Origin of the sequence: Paraburkholderia azotifigens, assembly GCF_007995085.1 — a bacterium.
GTDB classification, from domain to species: Bacteria; Pseudomonadota; Gammaproteobacteria; order Burkholderiales; family Burkholderiaceae; genus Paraburkholderia; species Paraburkholderia azotifigens.
Window position 1 is genome coordinate 2,237,118 of sequence record NZ_VOQS01000003.1, and the last position, 18,160, is coordinate 2,255,277.

Genomic DNA, 18,160 nt, shown 5'->3' on the forward strand with positions numbered 1-18,160 from the left:
ATCAATCGACTATCGGGGCGCGTTACCCCCAGGAGATATCCGTCATGAACGACACCGCTCTGAACCACGCCCGTCAGACCGATCAACCCGCTATCACGCCGATCCCGCTGCGCGAACTGCTGCCCTGGGTCATCTTCGGCGGTCTGCTGATGTTGCTCGCGCTGTATTTCGTCGGCGCGGAGCAAGGCGCTACCTCGCTGTTTTCCGGCATGTACGTGCATGAATTCGTGCACGACGGCCGCCACCTGCTCGGCTTTCCTTGCCACTGATCGCGTAAGGGAGTCATCACCATGGTTGGTAAGTTGCTGATGCGAGGCATGCTCGCAGGCATCGTCGCGGGCTTGCTGACGTTCGCGTTCGCGCGCGTGGCGGGTGAACCGCTGGTCGATACGGCGATCTCGTTCGAAGAAAAGATGCACGCCATGCACGAACAGGGCGACGCGGGCGGTCACGATCACGAGGAAGAACTCGTCAGCCGCGGCACGCAGGCGGGTCTCGGACTGCTGACGGGCGTCGTCGCGTATGGCATGGCGTTCGGCGGCCTGTTCGCGCTGACCTTCGCGTATCTGCACGGGCGCGTCGGCAAGCTCAGCGCCCGTGCGTTGTCCGCATGGCTCGCGCTCGGCGCATACGTCGCCGTCGTGCTGGCGCCGACCATCAAATATCCGGCGAATCCGCCTTCCGTCGGCGATCCCGACACGATCGGCATGCGCACCGGGCTGTTCTTCCTGATGATCGTCACGTCGCTCGTCGTTGCCGTGTTTTCGATGAAAGTGCGCAAGCACCTGATGCCGCGTCTCGGCTTGTGGAATGCGTCGATTGCGGGCGGCATCGTGTTCGTCGCGATCATCGCCGCGATCCAGATCGCGCTGCCGACGGTCAACGAAGTGCCCGAAGGTTTCCCGGCCGTCGTGCTGTGGAAGTTCCGCGTAACGGCGCTCGGCATGCAGGCGATCATGTGGGCCGTCATCGGTCTGCTGTTCGGCGCGCTGGTCGAGCGCAGCGAACGCATCGCGCGTGCATCGAATACGGCAGCGCGCAAGTCAGCCTATCTGTAACGCTTCTCTGCGCGCCTGCGCATCATTGCGCGGGTGCGCGTCTTCGTCTTTTCAGTTCGCCATTTCCAGAAACCGCGCCAGACACGGATTGCGGTTCGACGGCAACCACACCAGCATCTGCGAGATCGTCGGCGCGTTCGCGAGCGGCCTGAACACGACGCCCGCCAGTTGCGCCTTGCTCATCGACTTCGGCACGAGCGCGATGCCGACGCCTTCATCGACGAGACTCAGCACCGTCTGCTGTAACTGCACTTCGAAGCGCACGTCGGGCGCGAAGCCGCCTTGCGCGCAATGATCGACGATGGTCGCGCGCAGACTCGGCGACACGGCTTCCGACGCCATCACGAACGGTTCGTGCGCGAGTTGCGCGACGTTCAGCTGGCGCGCGCGGGCGAGGGCATGATCGCGCGACAGCGCGACGCACAGCGGCTCCGTGAAGATCGCGCGCGTGTCGAGGCTCTTGCTGGGCGCACCGGGGAACATGATTGCGGCGTCGATCTGTCCGCTCAGCACTTGCGACGCCAGATCGTTCGATACCACTTCGCGCAGGTTCAGCGTCACGTCGGGGTACGCGTCGCCATACGCGCGCGCGTACGCAGGCAGCACGCTGTACGCGGCGCACATCGTAAAGCCGATGTTCAGTTGCCCGCTGTCGCCGACAGACGCCGCACGCGCATTCTTCGCCGCCTGCTCGATCGACGCGAGGATCGCTTTCGCGTCCTCATAGAAGCGCTCGCCGGCTGCCGTGAGCGTGACGCTGCGCGGACTGCGCTCGATTAGTGTGACGCCCAGCGACGCCTCCAGCGCAGCCAGTTGCCGGCTCAGCGGCGGCTGCGACAGGTTCAGGCGCGCGGCAGCCCGGCCGAAATGCCGGGATTCGGCGAGCGTGACGAAGTAGCGGAGGGGCTTGACGTCGAGCATGATGCAAAAAGGTATTGTCGAGGGTTTTATTCAGCATTGGATTGTATAGATGCAAACGCTTACGCTGCGCGTTTCGGTCTTCTTCCGTGCTTGCCGCCGCAATCTCATGCTGTCCACGCTCGAAATCCTGCTGCCCGTCTTCGCGCTGATCTTCGCGGGCTTTTTGTGCCGCCGCCGCGATCTGCTCGGACGGGCGGCCGCTTCCGAACTCAACCGTTTTGTCGTGTGGCTCGCGCTGCCCGCGCTGCTGTTCGACACAATGGCCCATTCAAGCTGGCAGCAGCTCGACCAGCCGGCCTTCATCATCACCTTCTCGATTGCCTGCGCGGGCGTGTTCGTCGCCGTGCTGCTGGTGCGCGTCGCGAGCGGACGGCATCTCGCCGATGCCAGCGTCGACGCGATCGCGGCCTCGTATCCGAACACGGGCTACATCGGCTTTCCGCTCGGGCTGCTGGCGTTCGGCAAGGCCAGCCTCACGCCGACCACCATTGCGACGATTCTCGTCGCCTGCGTGCTGTTCGCGCTCGCGATCGTGCTGATCGAAATCGGCTTGCAGACGGAGCGCACGCCGCACAAGCTCGGCGCGAAGGTGGCGTGGCGGCTGTTGAAGAATCCGCTGATCGCTTCGCCGATCCTCGGCGTGCTGGCGGCGAGCGTGCATATGACGCTGCCGCAGAGCGCCGAGACGTTCCTGAAGCTGCTGAGCGGCGCGGCGAGTCCGTGCGCGCTGGTGAGTCTTGGGCTCTTTCTGGCGGAAAAGCGTCCCGTGAGAGATGAGGGCGGCGAATCGCTCACGTCGTTCGTGCTGACGGCCATCAAGCTGATCGCGCAGCCGGCGCTCGCGTGGTGGGTCGCGGCGCGTGTCTTCGGGCTGCCGGCGCCGATGGTCGACATGGCCGTGCTGCTCGCCGCGCTGCCGACGGGCACGGGCCCCTACATGCTCGCCGAGTTCTATCGTCGCGAGGCACGGATCACGTCGCAGACCATTCTGCTGTCGACGCTCGGATCGCTCGTGACGCTGTCGCTGCTGCTGTTCTACATGCACGCACCGGGGTGACGGGCGTCCGCCCATCCGTTGTCGCGGTCTCGCAACGCGCATCCCAATGAGCAGTGGTCTGCTCATTTTTTTCGTCTTACACTCGACAAAAGTTCCATATAAGGAAATATGTTTTATATATGGAACAATATAAACCGTGAGTGAGACCAGACAACATGAAGAAGTTGACCATCAACGCCCGGATTGCGACGACGATCGCGTTTCTCGGCGTGCTGCTGATCGCGACGGGCGCGCTCGGCATTGTCGGCATGGCCGAAAGCAACCGCGCGCAGCGCAATGCGTACGAGGTCAACTTCACGTCCGTGGTGGCGTTGGGGCGTTCGGGCACGGCGATGTCGCGGGCGCGCTTCGGCCTCGACTGGGCGATGAGCAATCCGCATTCGCCGCAACTCGGCGAGCAGCTGAACCGCGCGAAGCGGCTGCTCGGCGATTCCGACAAGGGTTGGGCCGAGTTCCGCGCGCTGCCGAAGACACCCGAACTTCAGCGTCTGACCGACGACCTCGACGCGAAACGCACGGCCGTTTTGCGTGACGGCATCGACCAGCTGATCCAGGCGATCGGCAGCGGCGACACGAGCTGGATGGACGAGAGCCGCGCGAATCATCTGATCGGCCTGTATTCGGCGATGAACGCGAGCCAGGGCTCGCTCGAGAAATATCTCGACGATGCGGCGCAGGAGGCGGCCGACCGCTCCACCTCGACGTTCAGGACACTGCTGACGGCGTGCGTCGCGAGCATCGTCGTCGGATTGGGCGTCGCGTTTCTCAGCTGGCGCGCGCTGCGCCGCGCGATCATGTCGCCGATGCGCGATGCCCTCGGCCAGTTCGACGCGATCGCGGCGGGCGAGTTGCGCACGCGGGTGGAGATCCGTTCCGAAGACGAGATGGGCACGCTGCTGCACGGCCTCGCGTCGATGCAGGACAAGCTCGGCGCGACGATCCAGACGGTGCGCAAAGGCTCCGATTCGATCGCGGCGGCGACGCAGCAGATCGCGGCGGGCAATCTCGACCTGTCGCAGCGGACGGAAGAGCAGGCGGCGTCACTCGAGCAGACGGCGGCCGCGATGGACGAATTGACCTCGACGGTTCAGCTGAACGCCGAGAACGCGCAGCATGCGAGCCGGCTCGCCGAGGATGCATCGTCGATGACGGCGCGCGGGCGCGAAGCCGTCGGCAGTCTGGTCGAGACGATGCATGCGATCGACGCGGGGTCGTCGAAGATGACGGGCATCATCACGGCGATCGAAGGCATCGCGTTTCAGACCAACATCCTCGCGCTGAACGCGGCCGTCGAGGCGGCGCGGGCGGGCGAGGAAGGGCGCGGCTTCGCCGTCGTCGCGGGCGAGGTGCGCAGCCTTGCGCAGCGCTCGGCTGCGGCGGCGAAGGAAATCGGCGGGCTGATCGCGGATTCGACCGCGCGCGTGGCGCACGGCGCGCAGATCGCGACGGGCGCGGGCGACACGATTCGCGAAATCGAATCGTCGATTTCGCGCGTCGCGAAGATCGTCGGCGAGATCGCGACGGCGTCGCAGCAGCAGAGCGACGGCATCAAGGAAGTGAGCCTCGCCGTCACGCAGATGGATGAGGTGACGCAGCAGAATGCGGCGCTCGTCGAGGAGAATGCGGCGACGGCGGCGTCGCTGGCCGATGAGGCGCAGCGCTTGAGTGTGCTGACGGCGGCGTTCAGGGTGGAGGGGGTGGTGGGGTGAGGCGCGCGTCTCCCCAATTCACCCGAACCTCTCCACCCGATAAGCGCGCGGATCGGTAAAGGGAGTCTCCCCCGTCATCATCTCCGCCAGCAGCCGCCCGGTGACCGGCCCAAGCGTCAGCCCGTGATGATTGTGGCCAAACGCGAACCACAACCCGCGATGGCGCGGCGCCCGTCCAATCACCGGCCTCATATCGGGCGTGCACGGCCGCATCCCGAGCCACGGCTCGGCATCGACGCGCTCCCCCAGCCCGAACGTCGCGCGCGCGACCGGCTCGACCCGTTCGAGCTGGATGCCCGTCGGCGGCGCGCCGCGCTCCGCGATCTCGACGCCCGTCGTCACGCGCAGCCGGTTGCCTTCCATCGGCGCGACCACGTAGCCGCGTTCCGTATCGACGATGGGCACCGACAGCATCTGCCGCGCTGGCCGGTAATGCATGTGATAGCCGCGCTTCGCGCGCAGCGGAATCCGGTAGCCGAGCGGTTCGAACACGGTATCGGACCACGGTCCGAGCGCCAGCACGACCTGCTTCGCGCTGAGCGTGCCTTGCTGCGTCTCGACTGTCCACGCGTCGCCCGACTGACGCAGGCTCGTTGCGTCGCCGTGGACGAACGTGCCGCCTTGCGCTTCGAACAGATGCGCATAGCCTTTGACCAGCGCGCCGGGATTCATCACGCTTTTCGGATCTTTCCAGTGAATCGCGCCGCAGATGTCGTCGCCCACGCCCGGTTCCCGCGCGCGCAGCGCGGCGCTGTCGAGCACGCTCACGTGCAGTCCGTGCTCGCGAACGGCAGCTTCGGAAGCCTTCGCTTCATGTTCGAACGTGACGCGCGTGCGGAACGCTTCGATCCAGCCGCCGTCGTGCACGAGATGGCCGATGCCCGCGCGCGCGATGAGCCGGTCGTGCTCGTCGACGCACGCGCCGATCAACGGCATCATGTCGCGCGCGGCGGCCGCGAGGCGCTGCGGCGACGATTCCCACCAGAAGCGCGCGAGCCACGTCGCGTAGGCGGGCAACGCCTTGTAGTCCCAGTAGAGATCGGTCGACTGGTTGCGCGCGTAGCGCAGCAGCGTGCCGAGCTTGCGCGGAAAGCCGTACGGCACGATCGACGAACGCTCGATCAGGCCCGCATTGCCGAAGCTCGTTTCCTCGCCGGGCGCGCGCCGGTCGACGAGCGCGACGCGCTGTCCGCGATCCTGCAGATGCAGCGCCGACGACACGCCGACGATGCCCGCGCCCAGCACGATGACGTCGAAATCCATAGCAGTCAGTGTTGTCCTTGAGATGGCTCGCGAAGGGGGAGCCAGAAGCGCAACGAGCGCGTGTCGCCACGCGCTCGCGCATCGAACGGGAACGACCGGGAAGTGGCCAGTTCCGGCTCAGCAGCCTATCACTTCGCGATGATGTCGCGCTTGAAGTATTTCTGCGAGAGCGACGTCAGCGTGCCGTCTTTCTTGAGCTCGGCCAACGCGCCGTCGACCTTCGCCTGCAACGCCTTGTCGCCCTTGCGCAGACCGAAGCCCGTGCCTTCGCCGAGCGTCGACGGATCTTTCAGCGGCTCGCCGACGATCTCGAACCCCGCGCCCGCCGGCTTGTTCAGGAAGCCGTCACTGGCCGTCTGCGCTTCCTGTACGGCGGCGTCGAGCCGCCCTGCGACGAGGTCCGCGTAGACCTGATCCTGGTCCTGATACGACTCGACCTGCACGCCCGCATTCGCCCAGTGCTTCTTCAGGAAGTCTTCCTGCGACGAGCCTTGCAACACGCCGACGTGCTTGCCTTGCAGGCTCTTCACGTCCGGCTTCAGGCCCGAGCCGTGTTTCGCGATCATCACGATAGGCACGATGTAAATAGGCGGCGTGAACGCAATGCTTTCCTTGCGCTTCGACGTGATGTTCATCGCCGAATTGATCACGTCGAACTTGCGCGCCTGCAGCGCGGGGATCAGGCCGTCGAACGCGTTCTCGACCCACACGCACTTCATCTTCAGCTTCGCGCAAACGGCGTTGCCCACGTCGATATCGAAGCCTTCGAGCTGGCCCGACGCGCTCTTGCTTTCGAACGGAGGATAGGCGGCTTCGATGCCGAAGCGCAGTGTGTCGGACGATTGCGCGCAGGCGGCGCCTGCCGTCATCGCGAGGACGGCGGCAGCGAAGGAGAGCTTCAGGTTCATGACGGTTCCTGTCGTTGATGATCGGACCACGCGCAGCGAGCGGCGGCGCAGATGAAATATAGACTGAAAGTCCAGTATGGACTATAGGGAATACGATAGTCCAGTGTTCAAAAATACGGGCTTCACGGGTTGCGAGCCTTGCGCTGCATGGCTGAAAGCCGCAAATAGCCTGCCTGGAAGGCGATCTTGCGCGACGGCGCCTGCGTCCAGAACGAGACTTTTCTGTCCAAATTGTGAAAGTCTCAAGTAGACTATTAGTCTACGAATCGATCGTGAGCCATCGGCGATCGAACATGGACAGCAACAGGCGCGTGCCGCGCCAGCTCAGGAGATGAATCCGATGAAAACCGCCTTGCCACTCGCCGTCGACGAACAGGCCGTCCGCGAAGCGCTGCCCGCGCTCGACGTGCGCCGCGCGCTGACCGCGATGTTCCGCTCGCTCGCATCCGCCGAGGCGGTGCAGCCGCCGCAGACGCTGACGCTGTTCCCGAACGGCGCCGGCGATTTCATCGCGTATCTCGGCGCGCTCGGCGGTGCGAAGGTGTTCGGCGCGAAGCTCTCGCCGTATATCGTGACGGGCGGCAAGCCTGTCATCACCGCGTGGACGGCGCTGATGTCGATGGAAACAGGCCAGCCGCTGATGTGGTGCGACGCGGGCCTGCTCACGACCGAACGCACGGCGGGCACGACGGCGCTTGCCGTCGACCAGCTCGCGCGCGAGGATGCGAAGCGGCTTGCCGTGGTCGGCGCGGGCGCTGTCGGGCTTGCGCATCTGCGGCACGTCGCGCCGCTGCGCGCGTGGGAGTCGATCCGCGTGTATTCGCCCGATCTCGCCGCCAACGACGCGAAGCGCGCCGCCGTGCGTTCCGCCGACGCGCGCGCCGAAGTCAGCGAAAGCGTCGAAGCCTGCGTGCAGGACGCGGACGTCGTGATGCTGTGCACGTCGTCGGGCACGCCCGTGCTGCCGCGCGGCGCGTTGACGAAGCCCGCGCTCGTGACGTCGATCAGCACGAACGCCGCCAACGCGCATGAAATCGATCCGGCGTGGCTGTCGGAGCTGGACGTGTATTGCGACTATCGAGCGACGACGCCCGCGAGCGCCGGCGAGATGAAGCTCGCCGCGCAGCACGGCTGGTCGCCGGAGAGCGTGAAAGGCGATTTGCCGTCGCTGCTGGCGGGCACCTGCGCGAAGCCCGGGTACGAGCGGCATGCGTTCTTTCGTTCGATCGGTCTCGGCCTCGAAGACGTCGCGATTGCAGACGAGCTGTATCGCCATCTGACGGGTCGTCCGCGCGAGGCACAATAGCTACAATGTCGGTCAGCCGCCGCGGCGCGCCGGGCATGAGAGGCGCGCCGCGGCATCACGAAGACACTCGCGAAGATTGCCTCTGTCCGCCGATGCGCAAGAAAAAACATCCCCCGTCAAGGATCTGCTGCTGACCCGCTACGCGCCCATCGCGGACGGCATCGCCGCGCTGTTTTTTCCGTATGCGGAAGTCGTGATTCACGACCTGCACGACCAGACGGTGCTGTATCTCGCGAACAATCTGTCGAAGCGCGAGATCGGCGACGATTCCGCGCTCGAAGAAACCGAGCATTCGGCGCGCGAGCGCGTGATCGGTCCTTATGAGAAGCTCAACTGGGACGGCCGCCGGATGCGCTGCGTGAGCAATGTGCTGTTCGACGACAACGGCCAGGCGGCGGGCATGCTGTGCATCAACTTCAATATCGCCGTGTTCGAGGACGTGCGCTCGACGCTCGATCTGTTCATCAAGGGTGCGGGCGTGGTCGCGCAGCCGGAGGAACTGTTCCGCGACGACTGGCAGGAACGCATCAACACGTTCCTGCACGGCTGGCTGCGCGAGCGGCAGATCGGCCTGAACGGGCTCACGCGCGAGCATCGGCGCGAACTGGTCGAAGCGCTCTACGCGGAAGGTGCGTTTCGCGGCAAGAGCTCGGCGAACTATGTCGCGAACGTGCTTGGCATGGGGCGCGCAACCGTTTATAAGCATCTGAAGCAGATGAAAGAGGGGGCGAGCTGACGCGTACGAAGGCGTACGGCAGCGCGCGGCCCGCGCTGCTTCGTCCGTTCAGGCTTTCTTCGAGGAAATCACTGTGACAGTACGCTATCGACACTACAAAGGCGGCATTTACGAGCTGATCTGCGAGGCGACGCTCGAATCGGATCCGAGCGTCACGATGATCGTCTATCGCGCCGATAACGGCACGATCTGGACGCGGCCCGCGTCGGTGTTCTTCGAGCTGATCGAGCACGAAGGCCAGACCGTGCAGCGTTTCGCGCCGATCAACTAGCGCCCGTCAACTAGAAGCGCCTGACGGGCGGCGCTGCCGGCGCGGAAGGGAGATCTGCGGCATCGGGCGCGTCGATCACCAGATCGCTTTGCGCGACGGCCACGCACGGCAGGATATAGCCTTCCGCTTTTTCTTCGGCGCTCACGCCGGGCCATTCGACCGTATATCGCACGCTGCCTGATTCCAGGCGGCACAGGCACGTGCGGCACGTACCGTTGCGGCACATGCGCGGCAGATGCAGATTCGCGAAACCCGCGGCTTCGAGCACGGTGAGCGAGCCGGGCGCATCGAACGTGCGGCCGAGCGGCTCGACGCGGACCGTGTAGGTCTGCGCTTCATGTTCATCTTCTAGCGACGGATGCAGCGGTTCGCTGCCGGACTGTTCTTCGCGGGACATCGCGCCAATACAACGGATACACGGGACGGGGACGAAGCTTAACGCAGCGCGACCTGACGCGCTGCATTCGCGGCGTGGCAGGCATTCAGTGCGTGGTGCGCATCCGCATGTAGCGATAGACCGTATTGCGCGCGAGACCCAGTTCGCGCGCGGCCGCCGAAATATTGCCGTTGTTGCGCGCGAGCGTCTGCTCGATCAGCGTCGCCTGCAGCTCTTCCATATTGGCCGGGCGAGACGGCGTGGGCGTATCGACGATGGGCGGGGCGCGCAACGGTTCGTCGCGCGGCGGCTCGCAGTCGTGCAGGAAATCGTCGGGCAGATGGTCGAGGCCGATTTCGTCCGCGCCTTCTGCCATGATGCCCGCCGTGCGCAGCACGTTCGCCAGTTGCCGCAGATTGCCGGGCCAGCGGCAGCGCGCGAAGCAGTCGAGCACATCCGCCGACACGCGCGTGGGCATCCGATCGCTATCGGGCTCGTCGCGGCGCAAACGCGCGAGCATCCGCTCGACGAGCACGGGCAGATCGGTGCGCTCGGCGAGCGCGGGGAGCGTGACGACGAGCCCGTTGATCCGGTAGTACAGGTCTTCGCGGAAGGTGCCTTCTTCGATCATTGCGCGCAGATTGCGGTGCGTCGCGCAGACGATGCGCACGTCGACGGGCACCGCGCGCGTGCCGCCGAGCGGCACCACGGAGCGCTCCTGCAGCACACGCATCAGGCGCACCTGCTGCGCGAGCGGCATATCGCCGATTTCATCGAGGAACAGCGTGCCGCCGTCTGCCTGCACGATCTTGCCGACGTTGCCGCGCTTGCGCGCGCCCGTGAACGCGCCGTCTTCGTAGCCGAACAGTTCAGCCTCAATCAGCGTGTCGGGCAGCGATGCGCAATTGACGGCGACGAACGGCGCGTCGCGGCGCGGCGATTCTTCGTGCATCGCGCGCGCGAGCCACTCCTTGCCGGTGCCCGTCTTGCCGAGCACGAGCACCGCAATATCGCGGCCCCGGACTTTCTCGACGCGCCCGAGGACGGCGGCCATACGCGCGTCGCCCGTATCGAGCGTCGCGAAGGTGATCGCGGCGGCGCGCGGCCTGCACGACGCGGGCGCCGTCGATGAAGGCGCGCGCTGCGGGCCCGAGGCGGCGGAAAACGCGGGCCGCGCGGCGTATTCGGCGCGCGCCAGCACGCGCACGCCGCTGGGCAGCGTCAGCGTCAGGCATTCGCCCGGCGCGCGCGACGCCTGTTGGAGCATGGCGGGAAACGCGGTGCCGAAGAGCGCCTCGAACGGCTGACCGAGCAGCGCGTCGAGCGGGCGGCCGAACTGGAAGAGTGCACTGCGGTTGGCCGCGAGCAGCGTGCCGTTGCCGCCGAAAGCGGCGAGCCCTTCGAACAGCGTGCCGATGAACTCGCTGCGCGCATGAAAGCGCATGCGCACGGCATTGCCGAACTGGTTCGCGAACAGCTGGTTTTCGATGATCTGCGCCGACATGCGCACCAGCGCCAGCGTGTGTTTGTGGAAGCCGCGCGGGTCGCCGCTCACGTCGAGCGCGCCGATCGTGCGGCCGTATGGATCGGCGATCGGCGCGCACGAGCAGGTCAGGATGCGGTTGGCCTGCAGAAAATGCTCGCCGCCATGGACGACGGTCGGCTGGCCCTCGGCGAGCGCCGTGCCGACGGCATTCGTGCCGCGATCCGCCTCGGACCACGACACGCCGGCGCACAGCGCGACGCGGCTCGCTTTTTCGACGAAATCGCTGTCGCCGAGACTGTGCAGGATGACGCCGTTGCTGTCGGTGAGCAGCACCATGCTTTCCGTATCGACGATCTGCGCATGCAGCGTTTCCATCACCGGCAGCGCGTGCGCATACAGCGAGCGGTTTTGCTCGACGAGATCGCGCAGGGCGAATGGCTGCAAGGGATGAAAGTCGGGCGCCTCGGATGCGCGCAGGCCGAATTCGCGTGAACGCGCATGAGCTTGCGCGAGCACGTCGGCGCGGCCCGCGACGGACGGCGTGACGGAACGTTGAGTCACTGCATGTCTCCGATGTTGTGCGTGGACGCCTTGTCGCAGGGACACGTGCTCGTGCGGCGTTGCGCAGTGCAGCACTGCATGCCCGGTGAAGGCGTCGTGAGCAGGAAAAACGTCCGGTCTGTGCCGACTCATGCCGACCCATCTTACAGGAGGACGCGCGGCGCGTGTTCCGCTTGCCTTCTGGCGCAGAAGTGCAATCATCGTAGACAGGCACGCGTTCGCGCTGCGTGCCGCCACTGGGGCTGCGTCATCACGGTCCCGGCCAGCGCCATTTCGAGGAGAACGTCATGGTGCGCATGGAGTTGAGAGTCGTCCTCGCCACGCTTGCGATCTTCATCGCGTTAGGCGGCATCGGGTTGTCGATCCACGGTTCGCTGTACTACCTGGATCGCGAGATATGGACGGGTGTGATCGCGATTGCGATCGGCATCGTGGGGTGTGTGACGATGCTCACGCTATGGCCGCGCGACCTGCCCGGCAAGACGCCGCCCGGGCATCCCGCGGACGACGTCGGACCGCACGAACATCATCATCATCATCTGCCGACGCAGTTCTAGGCGCGAAGTCTCGCTGCGGCGCGGCATTTTTCGGGTCTTCCGCGCGAGGTGTCGAATGCGGGATGCTTTGCCTCGCCGCTCGGCCGTACGCCGTTGCAGGGTGCATGGCGGCACCATGCTGGGGTCTGGCGAAACAAAACTTGCGGCGCGCCGGAACTCGTCTACAGTGGGTAGATCGACTGACGGCCTGCGCGATGACGGCGCGTGCTTGCAGTCGACAGCCCGCGCTGCGATCCATAACGGAGGTGTGAACAGGGGCAGGCGCGGTTCCAGGCGGTGACGTTCGACCAAGGTGTTCCCATGCAGATCAATTTCCCGAAAGAAGTCCCTGAGTATTCTGGGCGCGAACTGACTCTGGCGTTTCCGGCTATGGTCGATGGGCAACGGGTGGAATGCATGATCACCGCCGAGGCGCTGGAAGATCACTTCGGCGCGGCCTCACCGCGCATCGAAGACATGCTGGGCGCGTTTTCGACCCATCGGGAGCGGATTGAAGCCGCTACGCGGAGGTTATTGTCGGAGACGGGGGCGCAGTGTGTGGTACTGCGAAGTGGGTATGTCCGGTTTTATGAGGCTAACTGGCGGGCTTAGCGCCTGGGCGGCGCGGGTTTTTTGCTGCGCTGGCGGTTTGGCTTTTTGCTTCGCTGGCATCCGCGGTTTCGTATCGGTTTGCTGGCGTCGCCCCTGTGCGGGCAGCACCTACTTTTCTTTGCAGCGGCAAAGAAAAGTAGGCAAAAGAAAGCCGCTCACCCCGCCAATCCTAGTTGTTGCCTGCGGGCCCCCCACGGGTCCCGCACTCCACACGGCATCGCAGTTTTCCACGCGTGTTGCCAGCGTCTTGAAAATGCGCATCACCCACTTCAATCACCCGAGCGCAGCCAGCGGCAGCGAATCGTCTGCGCCGCCCAGGTGGCAAACGGTGTGTAGTCTGTCGCGCCTTACGCGTTAGCGCTTCTACGACACCGATCCCGCTTTTCAGTCCGGAGTGGTGCACTTGCGTCGCGACGGCCTACACACCGTTTGCCACCTGGGCGGCCGTGGACTTCCTGCTAACGCGTTCCGTGACGCGGGCATGCGAAGCGGGTGAGGCGTGAGCTAGCACGCTGGCAACGAGCAACAAATAGCGTGTTGCCGTGTGGAGTGCGGGACCCGTGGGGGGCCCGCAGGCAAACACAAGGATTGGCGGGGTTAGCCCGCTTTATTTGCTTACTTTCTTTGCGGCGGCAAAGAAAGTGAGTGCCGCCCCGCACAGGGGCAACGCTAGCAAACCGCTACGAAATCGCGGATGCCAGCGAAAGACCAAACCAAAAAACCAGAACAACGACTAGCGTCGCAGACAAAAAAATCACTCAGATCCGAGATAAAAGAACCGAAACAAAAACACAGCAGCAATCACCCACACAACAAGCTTGACCTGCCGTGCGCGCCCGGTCAAAAGCTTGAGGCCTGCATAAGAAATAAACCCAAACGCAACCCCATTCGCAATGGAATAGGTGAAAGGCATCATCAAAGCCGTGAGCGCAGCAGGCACGACCTCGGTAGCATCGTCCCAGGGCAGATCAGCCATCTCCCGCAACATCAGACACGACACATACAAAAGAGCCGGCGCCGTCGCATAACCCGGTACAACCCCAGCCAGCGGCGCAAAAAACAAAGCCAGCAAAAACAGCACGGCAACCGTGATCGCGGTGACGCCCGTGCGTCCACCCGCCTGCACACCCGACGCGCTTTCGATATACGCCGTCGTCGACGACGTGCCAAGCACCGAACCCGCGAGAATCGCCGTGCTATCCGCAAGCAGCGCACGGTTCAACCGATGCATCTTGCCGTGCACGAGCAGCCCCGCGCGATTCGCGACACCCATCAGCGTGCCCGTCGCGTCGAACAGTTCGACGAGGAAGAACACCAGAATCACATTCAGCACGCCCGTCGACAAGGCGGCCTTGATGTCGAGCTGGAACAGCGTCGGCGAAATCGACGGCGGCATCGACACGACGCCGTGAAACTGGTTGCCGCCGAAGAAGAAGCTCAGGATCGTCACGCCGACGATGCCGATCAGAATCGCGCCGCGCACGCGCAGGAAATCGAGCGTGACGATCGCGAAGAACCCGATGATCGCGAGCACCACGTGCGGATCGTGCAGGTTGCCGAGCGTGACGAGCGTCGCCGGATTGCCCGTGACGATGCCCGCCGTCTTCAGCGAAATGATCGCGAGAAAGAGACCGATGCCGCCCGTGATCGCCACGCGGATCGAATGCGGAATGCCCGTGACGATCACTTCGCGTACGCGCAACAGCGTGACGATCAGGAACAGGCAGCCCGAGATGAACACCGCGCCGAGCGCGGCCTGCCATGAGAAGCCCAAGCCCTTGACCACCGTGTACGCGAAATAGGCGTTCAGGCCCATGCCGGGTGCGCAGGCAATCGGGTAGTTCGCATAGAAGCCCATGATCAGCGACGCGAGCGCCGCGACGAGGCAGGTCGCGACGAACACCGAGTCTTTCGGCATGCCGGCATCGCCGAGGATCGCCGGGTTGACGAAGATGATGTAGGCCATTGTCAGGAACGTGGTGATGCCCGCGAGCACCTCCACGCGCAGGTTCGTCCCTGCTTCGTCAAAGCCGAAATACCGTTTTACGGAGTCCATGAGCCGAGTCTCTCGTCGTTTGAAATGTCGTTCGTAACGGCTTGTTGTGCCGCTTCCCGTACCGCTTTCCAACCGTCTGTTGTGCCCGGGCATCGCGACGCCACGGGCGGATTTAATCACGATTGTTCAGCAAATGCCGCATCTGCCGCGCGCGCGTGTAGCCGAAGCAACACTCGAAACACAGACGGCAGCGCGCAAACGCGGATTTTTGCTGGCGGAGGGGCGTGATGATACCCGACGCGGGCCGTCAGGTCGGATTGCGGGAAGAGCGGGAAGAAACGCAGCGAGGAAGAAGAAAGACTCGTACAACGATGCCCGAGGCTACAAGGGCACGGCGATGCGTGACGCGCGACGCACGTCACGCACGCACCGACGGAACGGAATTACTGCTGCGTGCCCTGGGCTTGCGCTCGATGCTGCGCGACAATGCGGCCAGCCGCAATAGCGTTAGCCGGATAGTTGATCCAGTCGAGCGGATCGTAACCGGCCTTGCGCCATTCGACGAGATCGGCCTTCACTTCGGCGCGGGTCTTGGGCGTGTTCTGATCATAGGGGCGAGAAGATTGCGCAAACGCGGACGACACGGCTGCTACACCGATGAGCGCGCCCAGAACCATACGAGGAATCAGCTTCATGGCAGGGGCCTGAAAAGTTAGGATGACCCCTTTATTCTAGGTTCTGTATTCACGATGAGTAAGGTTCGTAAATGAAATGAACCGTTGCTCACTTTGCGCAAAATGCGGTGCGCAAGGCGTAGTTCATGCATGACCGGCTGCCTCCGCGCAGGTGTCATCCCATGTGCTGGGATGGCTTGCCCATGCGATCGAGCACGGCCGTCAACAGATCGACGGGAAGCGGAAATACGATCGTCGAATTCTTGTCGGCGGCAATGGTTGTCAGCGTCTGCAAAAAGCGAAGCTGCATTGCCTGCGGTTGCTGCGCGAGCATCTGCGCGGCCTGCAGCAGTTTCTCCGACGCCTGCAATTCGCCTTCGGCATGAATCACCTTCGCGCGACGCTCGCGCTCGGCTTCGGCCTGACGCGCAATCGCACGGATCATCGTTTCGTTGATGTCCACATGCTTGATCTCGACATTCGATACCTTGATGCCCCACGCGTCCGTCTGTGCATCGAGTACGCGCTGGATATCGGTGTTGAGCTGCTCGCGTTCGGACAGCAGCTCGTCGAGATCGTGCTTGCCGAGCACCGCGCGCAACGTGGTCTGCGACAGCTGGCTGGTCGCTTCGAAATAACGCGCAACCTGAATCACCGCGCGCTCGGGATCGACGACGCGAAAGTACACGACGGCATTTACCTTGACGGACACGTTGTCGCGCGTAATCACGTCCTGCGGCGGCACGTCGAACACGACGGTGCGGAGATCCATGCGCACGACCTGCTGCACGACGGGGATGATCAGCACGAGGCCCGGACCCTTGACCTTCCAGAAGCGGCCGAGCATGAACACGACGCCGCGCTCGTACTCGCGAAACACGCGCACCGACGAAGCGATCAGTACGATCGCCACAAGAATCAGGATGCTGCCAAAGCCGAAAGTGAAGCCGATCATGTGCGTTCTCCTTGTGATGAGGCGGGGTTCGCGGGCACGACGGTGAGCATCAGGCCGCGCCGTCCGGTCACGCGCACCGCGTTGCCTGCCGCGAGCGGCGCGCTGCTGCAGACGCGCCAGCGCTCGCCATGCACGCGCGCCCAGCCGATGCGCTCCGGCTCGCCGTGCAGCAGGCTGTCGGGCTGCTGGCCAGTGCGGCTTTCGTCCGAATCGGCGGCAATCGCGACCAGACCGTCGTCGAGCACCACGCCGACGCTGCCGATCATCGCTTCGGCGCCTGTCACGACGGGCCTCCGCCGCGAACGCAGCACGAGGCTCGATACACCGAAGATGAACAGCACGCTGAACACGATGACGGCGGCGATCATGGGCAGCGGAATGCCGTAGCCGGGCACATCGGTATCGATCAGCATCAGCGCGCCGATGACGAACGCGACGATCCCGCCGAAGCCGAGCGCGCCGAAGGTCGGCAGAAACGCTTCGGCGATCAGAAACGCCAGACCGAGGAAGATCAGACTCAGACCCACGTAGTTGACGGGCAGCAGTTGCAGCGCGAACAGCCCGAGCAGCAGACTGATCGCGCCGGCGACGCCGGGCAGCACGAAGCCGGGATTCGCGAATTCGAAGAACAGGCCATACATGCCGATCATCAGCAAGATCAAGGCCACGTTCGGATCGGTAATGACGGCGAGGAAGTGGCTGCGCCAGTCCGCTTCGAGCGTCACGATGGGCGCATGCGCCGTCGTCAGACGCTGCGTGCCGGCCGCCGTGTCATAGGTGCGCCCGTCGACCTGCCGCAACAGGTCGCGAAGATCGCGCGCGACGAAGTCCACCACTTTCTGCTCGAGCGCGTCGCGCGCCGACAGGCTCACCGCTTCGCGCACCGCGCGCTCGGCCCAGTCGACGTTGCGGCCGCGCAGCTGCGCGAGGCCGCGGATGTAGGCCTGCGCGTCGTGAAGCTGCTTGCGCAGCTCCGTCGATTGACTGTCCATCGCAAGCGCGCCGGACGCCGCGTCGTCTTTCGCAGCGGGGTTCGAGGCTGGCGCCGCGCCGGGCAAGCCGGGCGGCTGGCCGGGTTTGGGCGCGTCCTGCCCGCCGATGCCCAGTTGCACGGGCGACGCCGCGCCGAGATTGGTCCCCGGCGCCATCGCCGCGATGTGGCTCGCATACGTGATGTAGGTGCCTGCGCTTGCCGCGCGCGCACCGCCTGGCGCGATGTAGGTCGCGACGGGGATGGGCGACGCGAGAATCGCCTTGATGATCTGCCGCATCGACGTGTCGAGTCCGCCCGGTGTGTCGAGTTGCAGGACGGCGAGCTGCGCGTGATCGTCGGCGGCGCGGGCCAGGCTGCGCACGATGAAGTCGGCGGTGGCGGGGCTGATCGCGCCTGCGACGGGAATCACCACGACGCTGCCTGGCGCGATGGCCGGCTGCGCGGCGCCGGCGCTGCCAGGGCCGAACATTGCCGCACTGCAAAACATCAGCGCGAGCATCGGCGATCCAGGCGCCATCGCGCGTGCGACGCCGGCAATCGCACGCATCGCGCGAGCCCAGAAAGCGCGAGCGCTGGCGGATACAAGCACGCCGCACGCACTGCGCCTCGCGAAGCATGCGCGATCGGACAGGCGTCGCAAACCCGCTTGCCGGATCGGGAGAAGCCGGTAGGTTCCCATCGTCGACGGCCGGCGCGCTGCGACGGATCACGTTCGTATGCGGCGCGCCCGGCCTGAAAAAG

Annotated in this window: 18 protein-coding genes; 9 read left to right on the forward strand and 9 right to left on the reverse strand. The window is 64.8% G+C overall.

Features of this window, described 5'->3' with window-relative positions; all coding sequences use genetic code 11:
* Positions 1-44: 44 nt before the first annotated feature.
* Positions 45-269 carry a CbtB domain-containing protein gene (locus FRZ40_RS27280; RefSeq protein WP_028364756.1) on the forward strand — a complete coding sequence of 75 codons (225 nt, stop codon included), beginning with the start codon at positions 45-47 and terminating at the stop codon, positions 267-269.
* 21 nt (positions 270-290) lie between these two features.
* Positions 291-1,058, forward strand: a complete 768-nt coding sequence (locus tag FRZ40_RS27285; protein WP_028364755.1) for a CbtA family protein — start codon at positions 291-293, stop codon at positions 1,056-1,058.
* Between the two features lie 51 nt (positions 1,059-1,109).
* Here the strand turns inward: FRZ40_RS27285 and FRZ40_RS27290 are convergent, their stop codons facing one another.
* Positions 1,110-1,979 carry a LysR family transcriptional regulator gene (locus tag FRZ40_RS27290; RefSeq protein ID WP_147236197.1) on the reverse strand — a complete coding sequence of 290 codons (870 nt, stop codon included), beginning with the start codon at positions 1,977-1,979 and terminating at the stop codon, positions 1,110-1,112.
* Between the two features lie 106 nt (positions 1,980-2,085).
* Here FRZ40_RS27290 and FRZ40_RS27295 point away from each other — a divergent pair, with 106 nt between their 5' ends.
* Together FRZ40_RS27295 and FRZ40_RS27300 are read left to right on the forward strand one after the other, a co-directional pair.
* On the forward strand, positions 2,086-3,036 hold the full coding sequence (locus FRZ40_RS27295; RefSeq protein ID WP_147236810.1) for an AEC family transporter: 951 nt from the start codon (positions 2,086-2,088) through the stop codon (positions 3,034-3,036).
* 155 nt (positions 3,037-3,191) lie between these two features.
* On the forward strand, positions 3,192-4,745 hold the full coding sequence (locus tag FRZ40_RS27300; protein WP_147236198.1) for a methyl-accepting chemotaxis protein: 1,554 nt from the start codon (positions 3,192-3,194) through the stop codon (positions 4,743-4,745).
* An 18-nt stretch (positions 4,746-4,763) separates the two neighbouring features.
* Here the strand turns inward: FRZ40_RS27300 and FRZ40_RS27305 are convergent, their stop codons facing one another.
* On the reverse strand, positions 4,764-6,008 hold the full coding sequence (locus tag FRZ40_RS27305; RefSeq protein ID WP_147236199.1) for an NAD(P)/FAD-dependent oxidoreductase: 1,245 nt from the start codon (positions 6,006-6,008) through the stop codon (positions 4,764-4,766).
* 128 nt (positions 6,009-6,136) lie between these two features.
* Positions 6,137-6,916: an ABC transporter substrate-binding protein gene (locus tag FRZ40_RS27310; protein WP_028364750.1), complete on the reverse strand. Its 780-nt coding sequence runs from the start codon at positions 6,914-6,916 to the stop codon at positions 6,137-6,139.
* 340 nt (positions 6,917-7,256) lie between these two features.
* Here FRZ40_RS27310 and FRZ40_RS27315 point away from each other — a divergent pair, with 340 nt between their 5' ends.
* The 3 genes from FRZ40_RS27315 (at position 7,257) to FRZ40_RS27325 (ending at position 9,229) form a co-directional block, all read left to right on the forward strand.
* Positions 7,257-8,222, forward strand: a complete 966-nt coding sequence (locus tag FRZ40_RS27315; RefSeq protein WP_147236200.1) for an ornithine cyclodeaminase family protein — start codon at positions 7,257-7,259, stop codon at positions 8,220-8,222.
* Between the two features lie 76 nt (positions 8,223-8,298).
* On the forward strand, positions 8,299-8,958 hold the full coding sequence (locus FRZ40_RS27320) for a helix-turn-helix transcriptional regulator (protein ID WP_420873884.1): 660 nt from the start codon (positions 8,299-8,301) through the stop codon (positions 8,956-8,958).
* A 73-nt stretch (positions 8,959-9,031) separates the two neighbouring features.
* Positions 9,032-9,229, forward strand: coding sequence for a DUF1653 domain-containing protein (locus FRZ40_RS27325; RefSeq protein ID WP_147236201.1), 198 nt, complete (start codon positions 9,032-9,034; stop codon positions 9,227-9,229).
* A 10-nt stretch (positions 9,230-9,239) separates the two neighbouring features.
* Here FRZ40_RS27325 and FRZ40_RS27330 read toward each other — a convergent pair whose 3' ends face one another.
* Together FRZ40_RS27330 and FRZ40_RS27335 are read right to left on the reverse strand one after the other, a co-directional pair.
* The gene (locus tag FRZ40_RS27330; protein WP_147236202.1) at positions 9,240-9,626 is read right to left on the reverse strand and encodes a 2Fe-2S iron-sulfur cluster-binding protein; all 387 of its coding nucleotides are present in this window, start codon (positions 9,624-9,626) and stop codon (positions 9,240-9,242) included.
* An 85-nt stretch (positions 9,627-9,711) separates the two neighbouring features.
* Entirely contained in the window at positions 9,712-11,652 is a 1,941-nt protein-coding gene (locus FRZ40_RS27335) for a sigma-54-dependent Fis family transcriptional regulator (protein WP_147236203.1), read from the reverse strand.
* A 227-nt stretch (positions 11,653-11,879) separates the two neighbouring features.
* Between FRZ40_RS27335 and FRZ40_RS27340 the strand changes: the two genes are divergently transcribed.
* Positions 11,880-12,209 (forward strand): DUF2964 domain-containing protein, encoded by a 330-nt coding sequence (locus tag FRZ40_RS27340; protein WP_240057291.1) that lies wholly within the window; start codon positions 11,880-11,882, stop codon positions 12,207-12,209.
* Positions 12,210-12,509: 300 nt separating this feature from the next.
* Positions 12,510-12,800, forward strand: a complete 291-nt coding sequence (locus FRZ40_RS27345) for a DUF1488 family protein (protein WP_028364743.1) — start codon at positions 12,510-12,512, stop codon at positions 12,798-12,800.
* 754 nt (positions 12,801-13,554) lie between these two features.
* Here the strand turns inward: FRZ40_RS27345 and FRZ40_RS27350 are convergent.
* From FRZ40_RS27350 to FRZ40_RS27365, 4 genes are all read right to left on the reverse strand, one after another.
* Entirely contained in the window at positions 13,555-14,856 is a 1,302-nt protein-coding gene (locus FRZ40_RS27350; RefSeq protein ID WP_147236204.1) for an NCS2 family permease, read from the reverse strand.
* Between the two features lie 383 nt (positions 14,857-15,239).
* Positions 15,240-15,491: a DUF4148 domain-containing protein gene (locus FRZ40_RS27355; RefSeq protein WP_028364741.1), complete on the reverse strand. Its 252-nt coding sequence runs from the start codon at positions 15,489-15,491 to the stop codon at positions 15,240-15,242.
* A gap of 154 nt (positions 15,492-15,645) precedes the next feature.
* Complete coding sequence (locus tag FRZ40_RS27360) at positions 15,646-16,425, reverse strand: slipin family protein (RefSeq protein ID WP_028364740.1); 780 nt, start codon at positions 16,423-16,425, stop codon at positions 15,646-15,648.
* Positions 16,422-18,098 carry an NfeD family protein gene (locus tag FRZ40_RS27365; RefSeq protein WP_147236205.1) on the reverse strand — a complete coding sequence of 559 codons (1,677 nt, stop codon included), beginning with the start codon at positions 18,096-18,098 and terminating at the stop codon, positions 16,422-16,424. Before FRZ40_RS27365 ends, FRZ40_RS27360 begins: the two co-directional genes overlap by 4 nt.
* Positions 18,099-18,160 lie beyond the last annotated feature (62 nt).

Bases quoted from the DNA above. Each gene is read 5' to 3' on its own strand.
- FRZ40_RS27365 (WP_147236205.1), bottom strand. From the start codon at position 18,098: ATGGGAACCTACCGGCTTCTCCCGATCCGGCAAGCGGGTTTGCGACGC.
- FRZ40_RS27355 (WP_028364741.1), bottom strand. From the start codon at position 15,491: ATGAAGCTGATTCCTCGTATGGTTCTGGGCGCGCTCATCGGTGTAGCA.
- FRZ40_RS27360 (WP_028364740.1), bottom strand. From the start codon at position 16,425: ATGATCGGCTTCACTTTCGGCTTTGGCAGCATCCTGATTCTTGTGGCG.
- FRZ40_RS27290 (WP_147236197.1), bottom strand. From the start codon at position 1,979: ATGCTCGACGTCAAGCCCCTCCGCTACTTCGTCACGCTCGCCGAATCC.
- FRZ40_RS27285 (WP_028364755.1), top strand. From the start codon at position 291: ATGGTTGGTAAGTTGCTGATGCGAGGCATGCTCGCAGGCATCGTCGCG.
- FRZ40_RS27300 (WP_147236198.1), top strand. From the start codon at position 3,192: ATGAAGAAGTTGACCATCAACGCCCGGATTGCGACGACGATCGCGTTT.
- FRZ40_RS27310 (WP_028364750.1), bottom strand. From the start codon at position 6,916: ATGAACCTGAAGCTCTCCTTCGCTGCCGCCGTCCTCGCGATGACGGCA.
- FRZ40_RS27295 (WP_147236810.1), top strand. From the start codon at position 2,086: ATGCTGTCCACGCTCGAAATCCTGCTGCCCGTCTTCGCGCTGATCTTC.
- FRZ40_RS27330 (WP_147236202.1), bottom strand. From the start codon at position 9,626: ATGTCCCGCGAAGAACAGTCCGGCAGCGAACCGCTGCATCCGTCGCTA.
- FRZ40_RS27315 (WP_147236200.1), top strand. From the start codon at position 7,257: ATGAAAACCGCCTTGCCACTCGCCGTCGACGAACAGGCCGTCCGCGAA.
- FRZ40_RS27350 (WP_147236204.1), bottom strand. From the start codon at position 14,856: ATGGACTCCGTAAAACGGTATTTCGGCTTTGACGAAGCAGGGACGAAC.
- FRZ40_RS27305 (WP_147236199.1), bottom strand. From the start codon at position 6,008: ATGGATTTCGACGTCATCGTGCTGGGCGCGGGCATCGTCGGCGTGTCG.
- FRZ40_RS27345 (WP_028364743.1), top strand. From the start codon at position 12,510: ATGCAGATCAATTTCCCGAAAGAAGTCCCTGAGTATTCTGGGCGCGAA.
- FRZ40_RS27280 (WP_028364756.1), top strand. From the start codon at position 45: ATGAACGACACCGCTCTGAACCACGCCCGTCAGACCGATCAACCCGCT.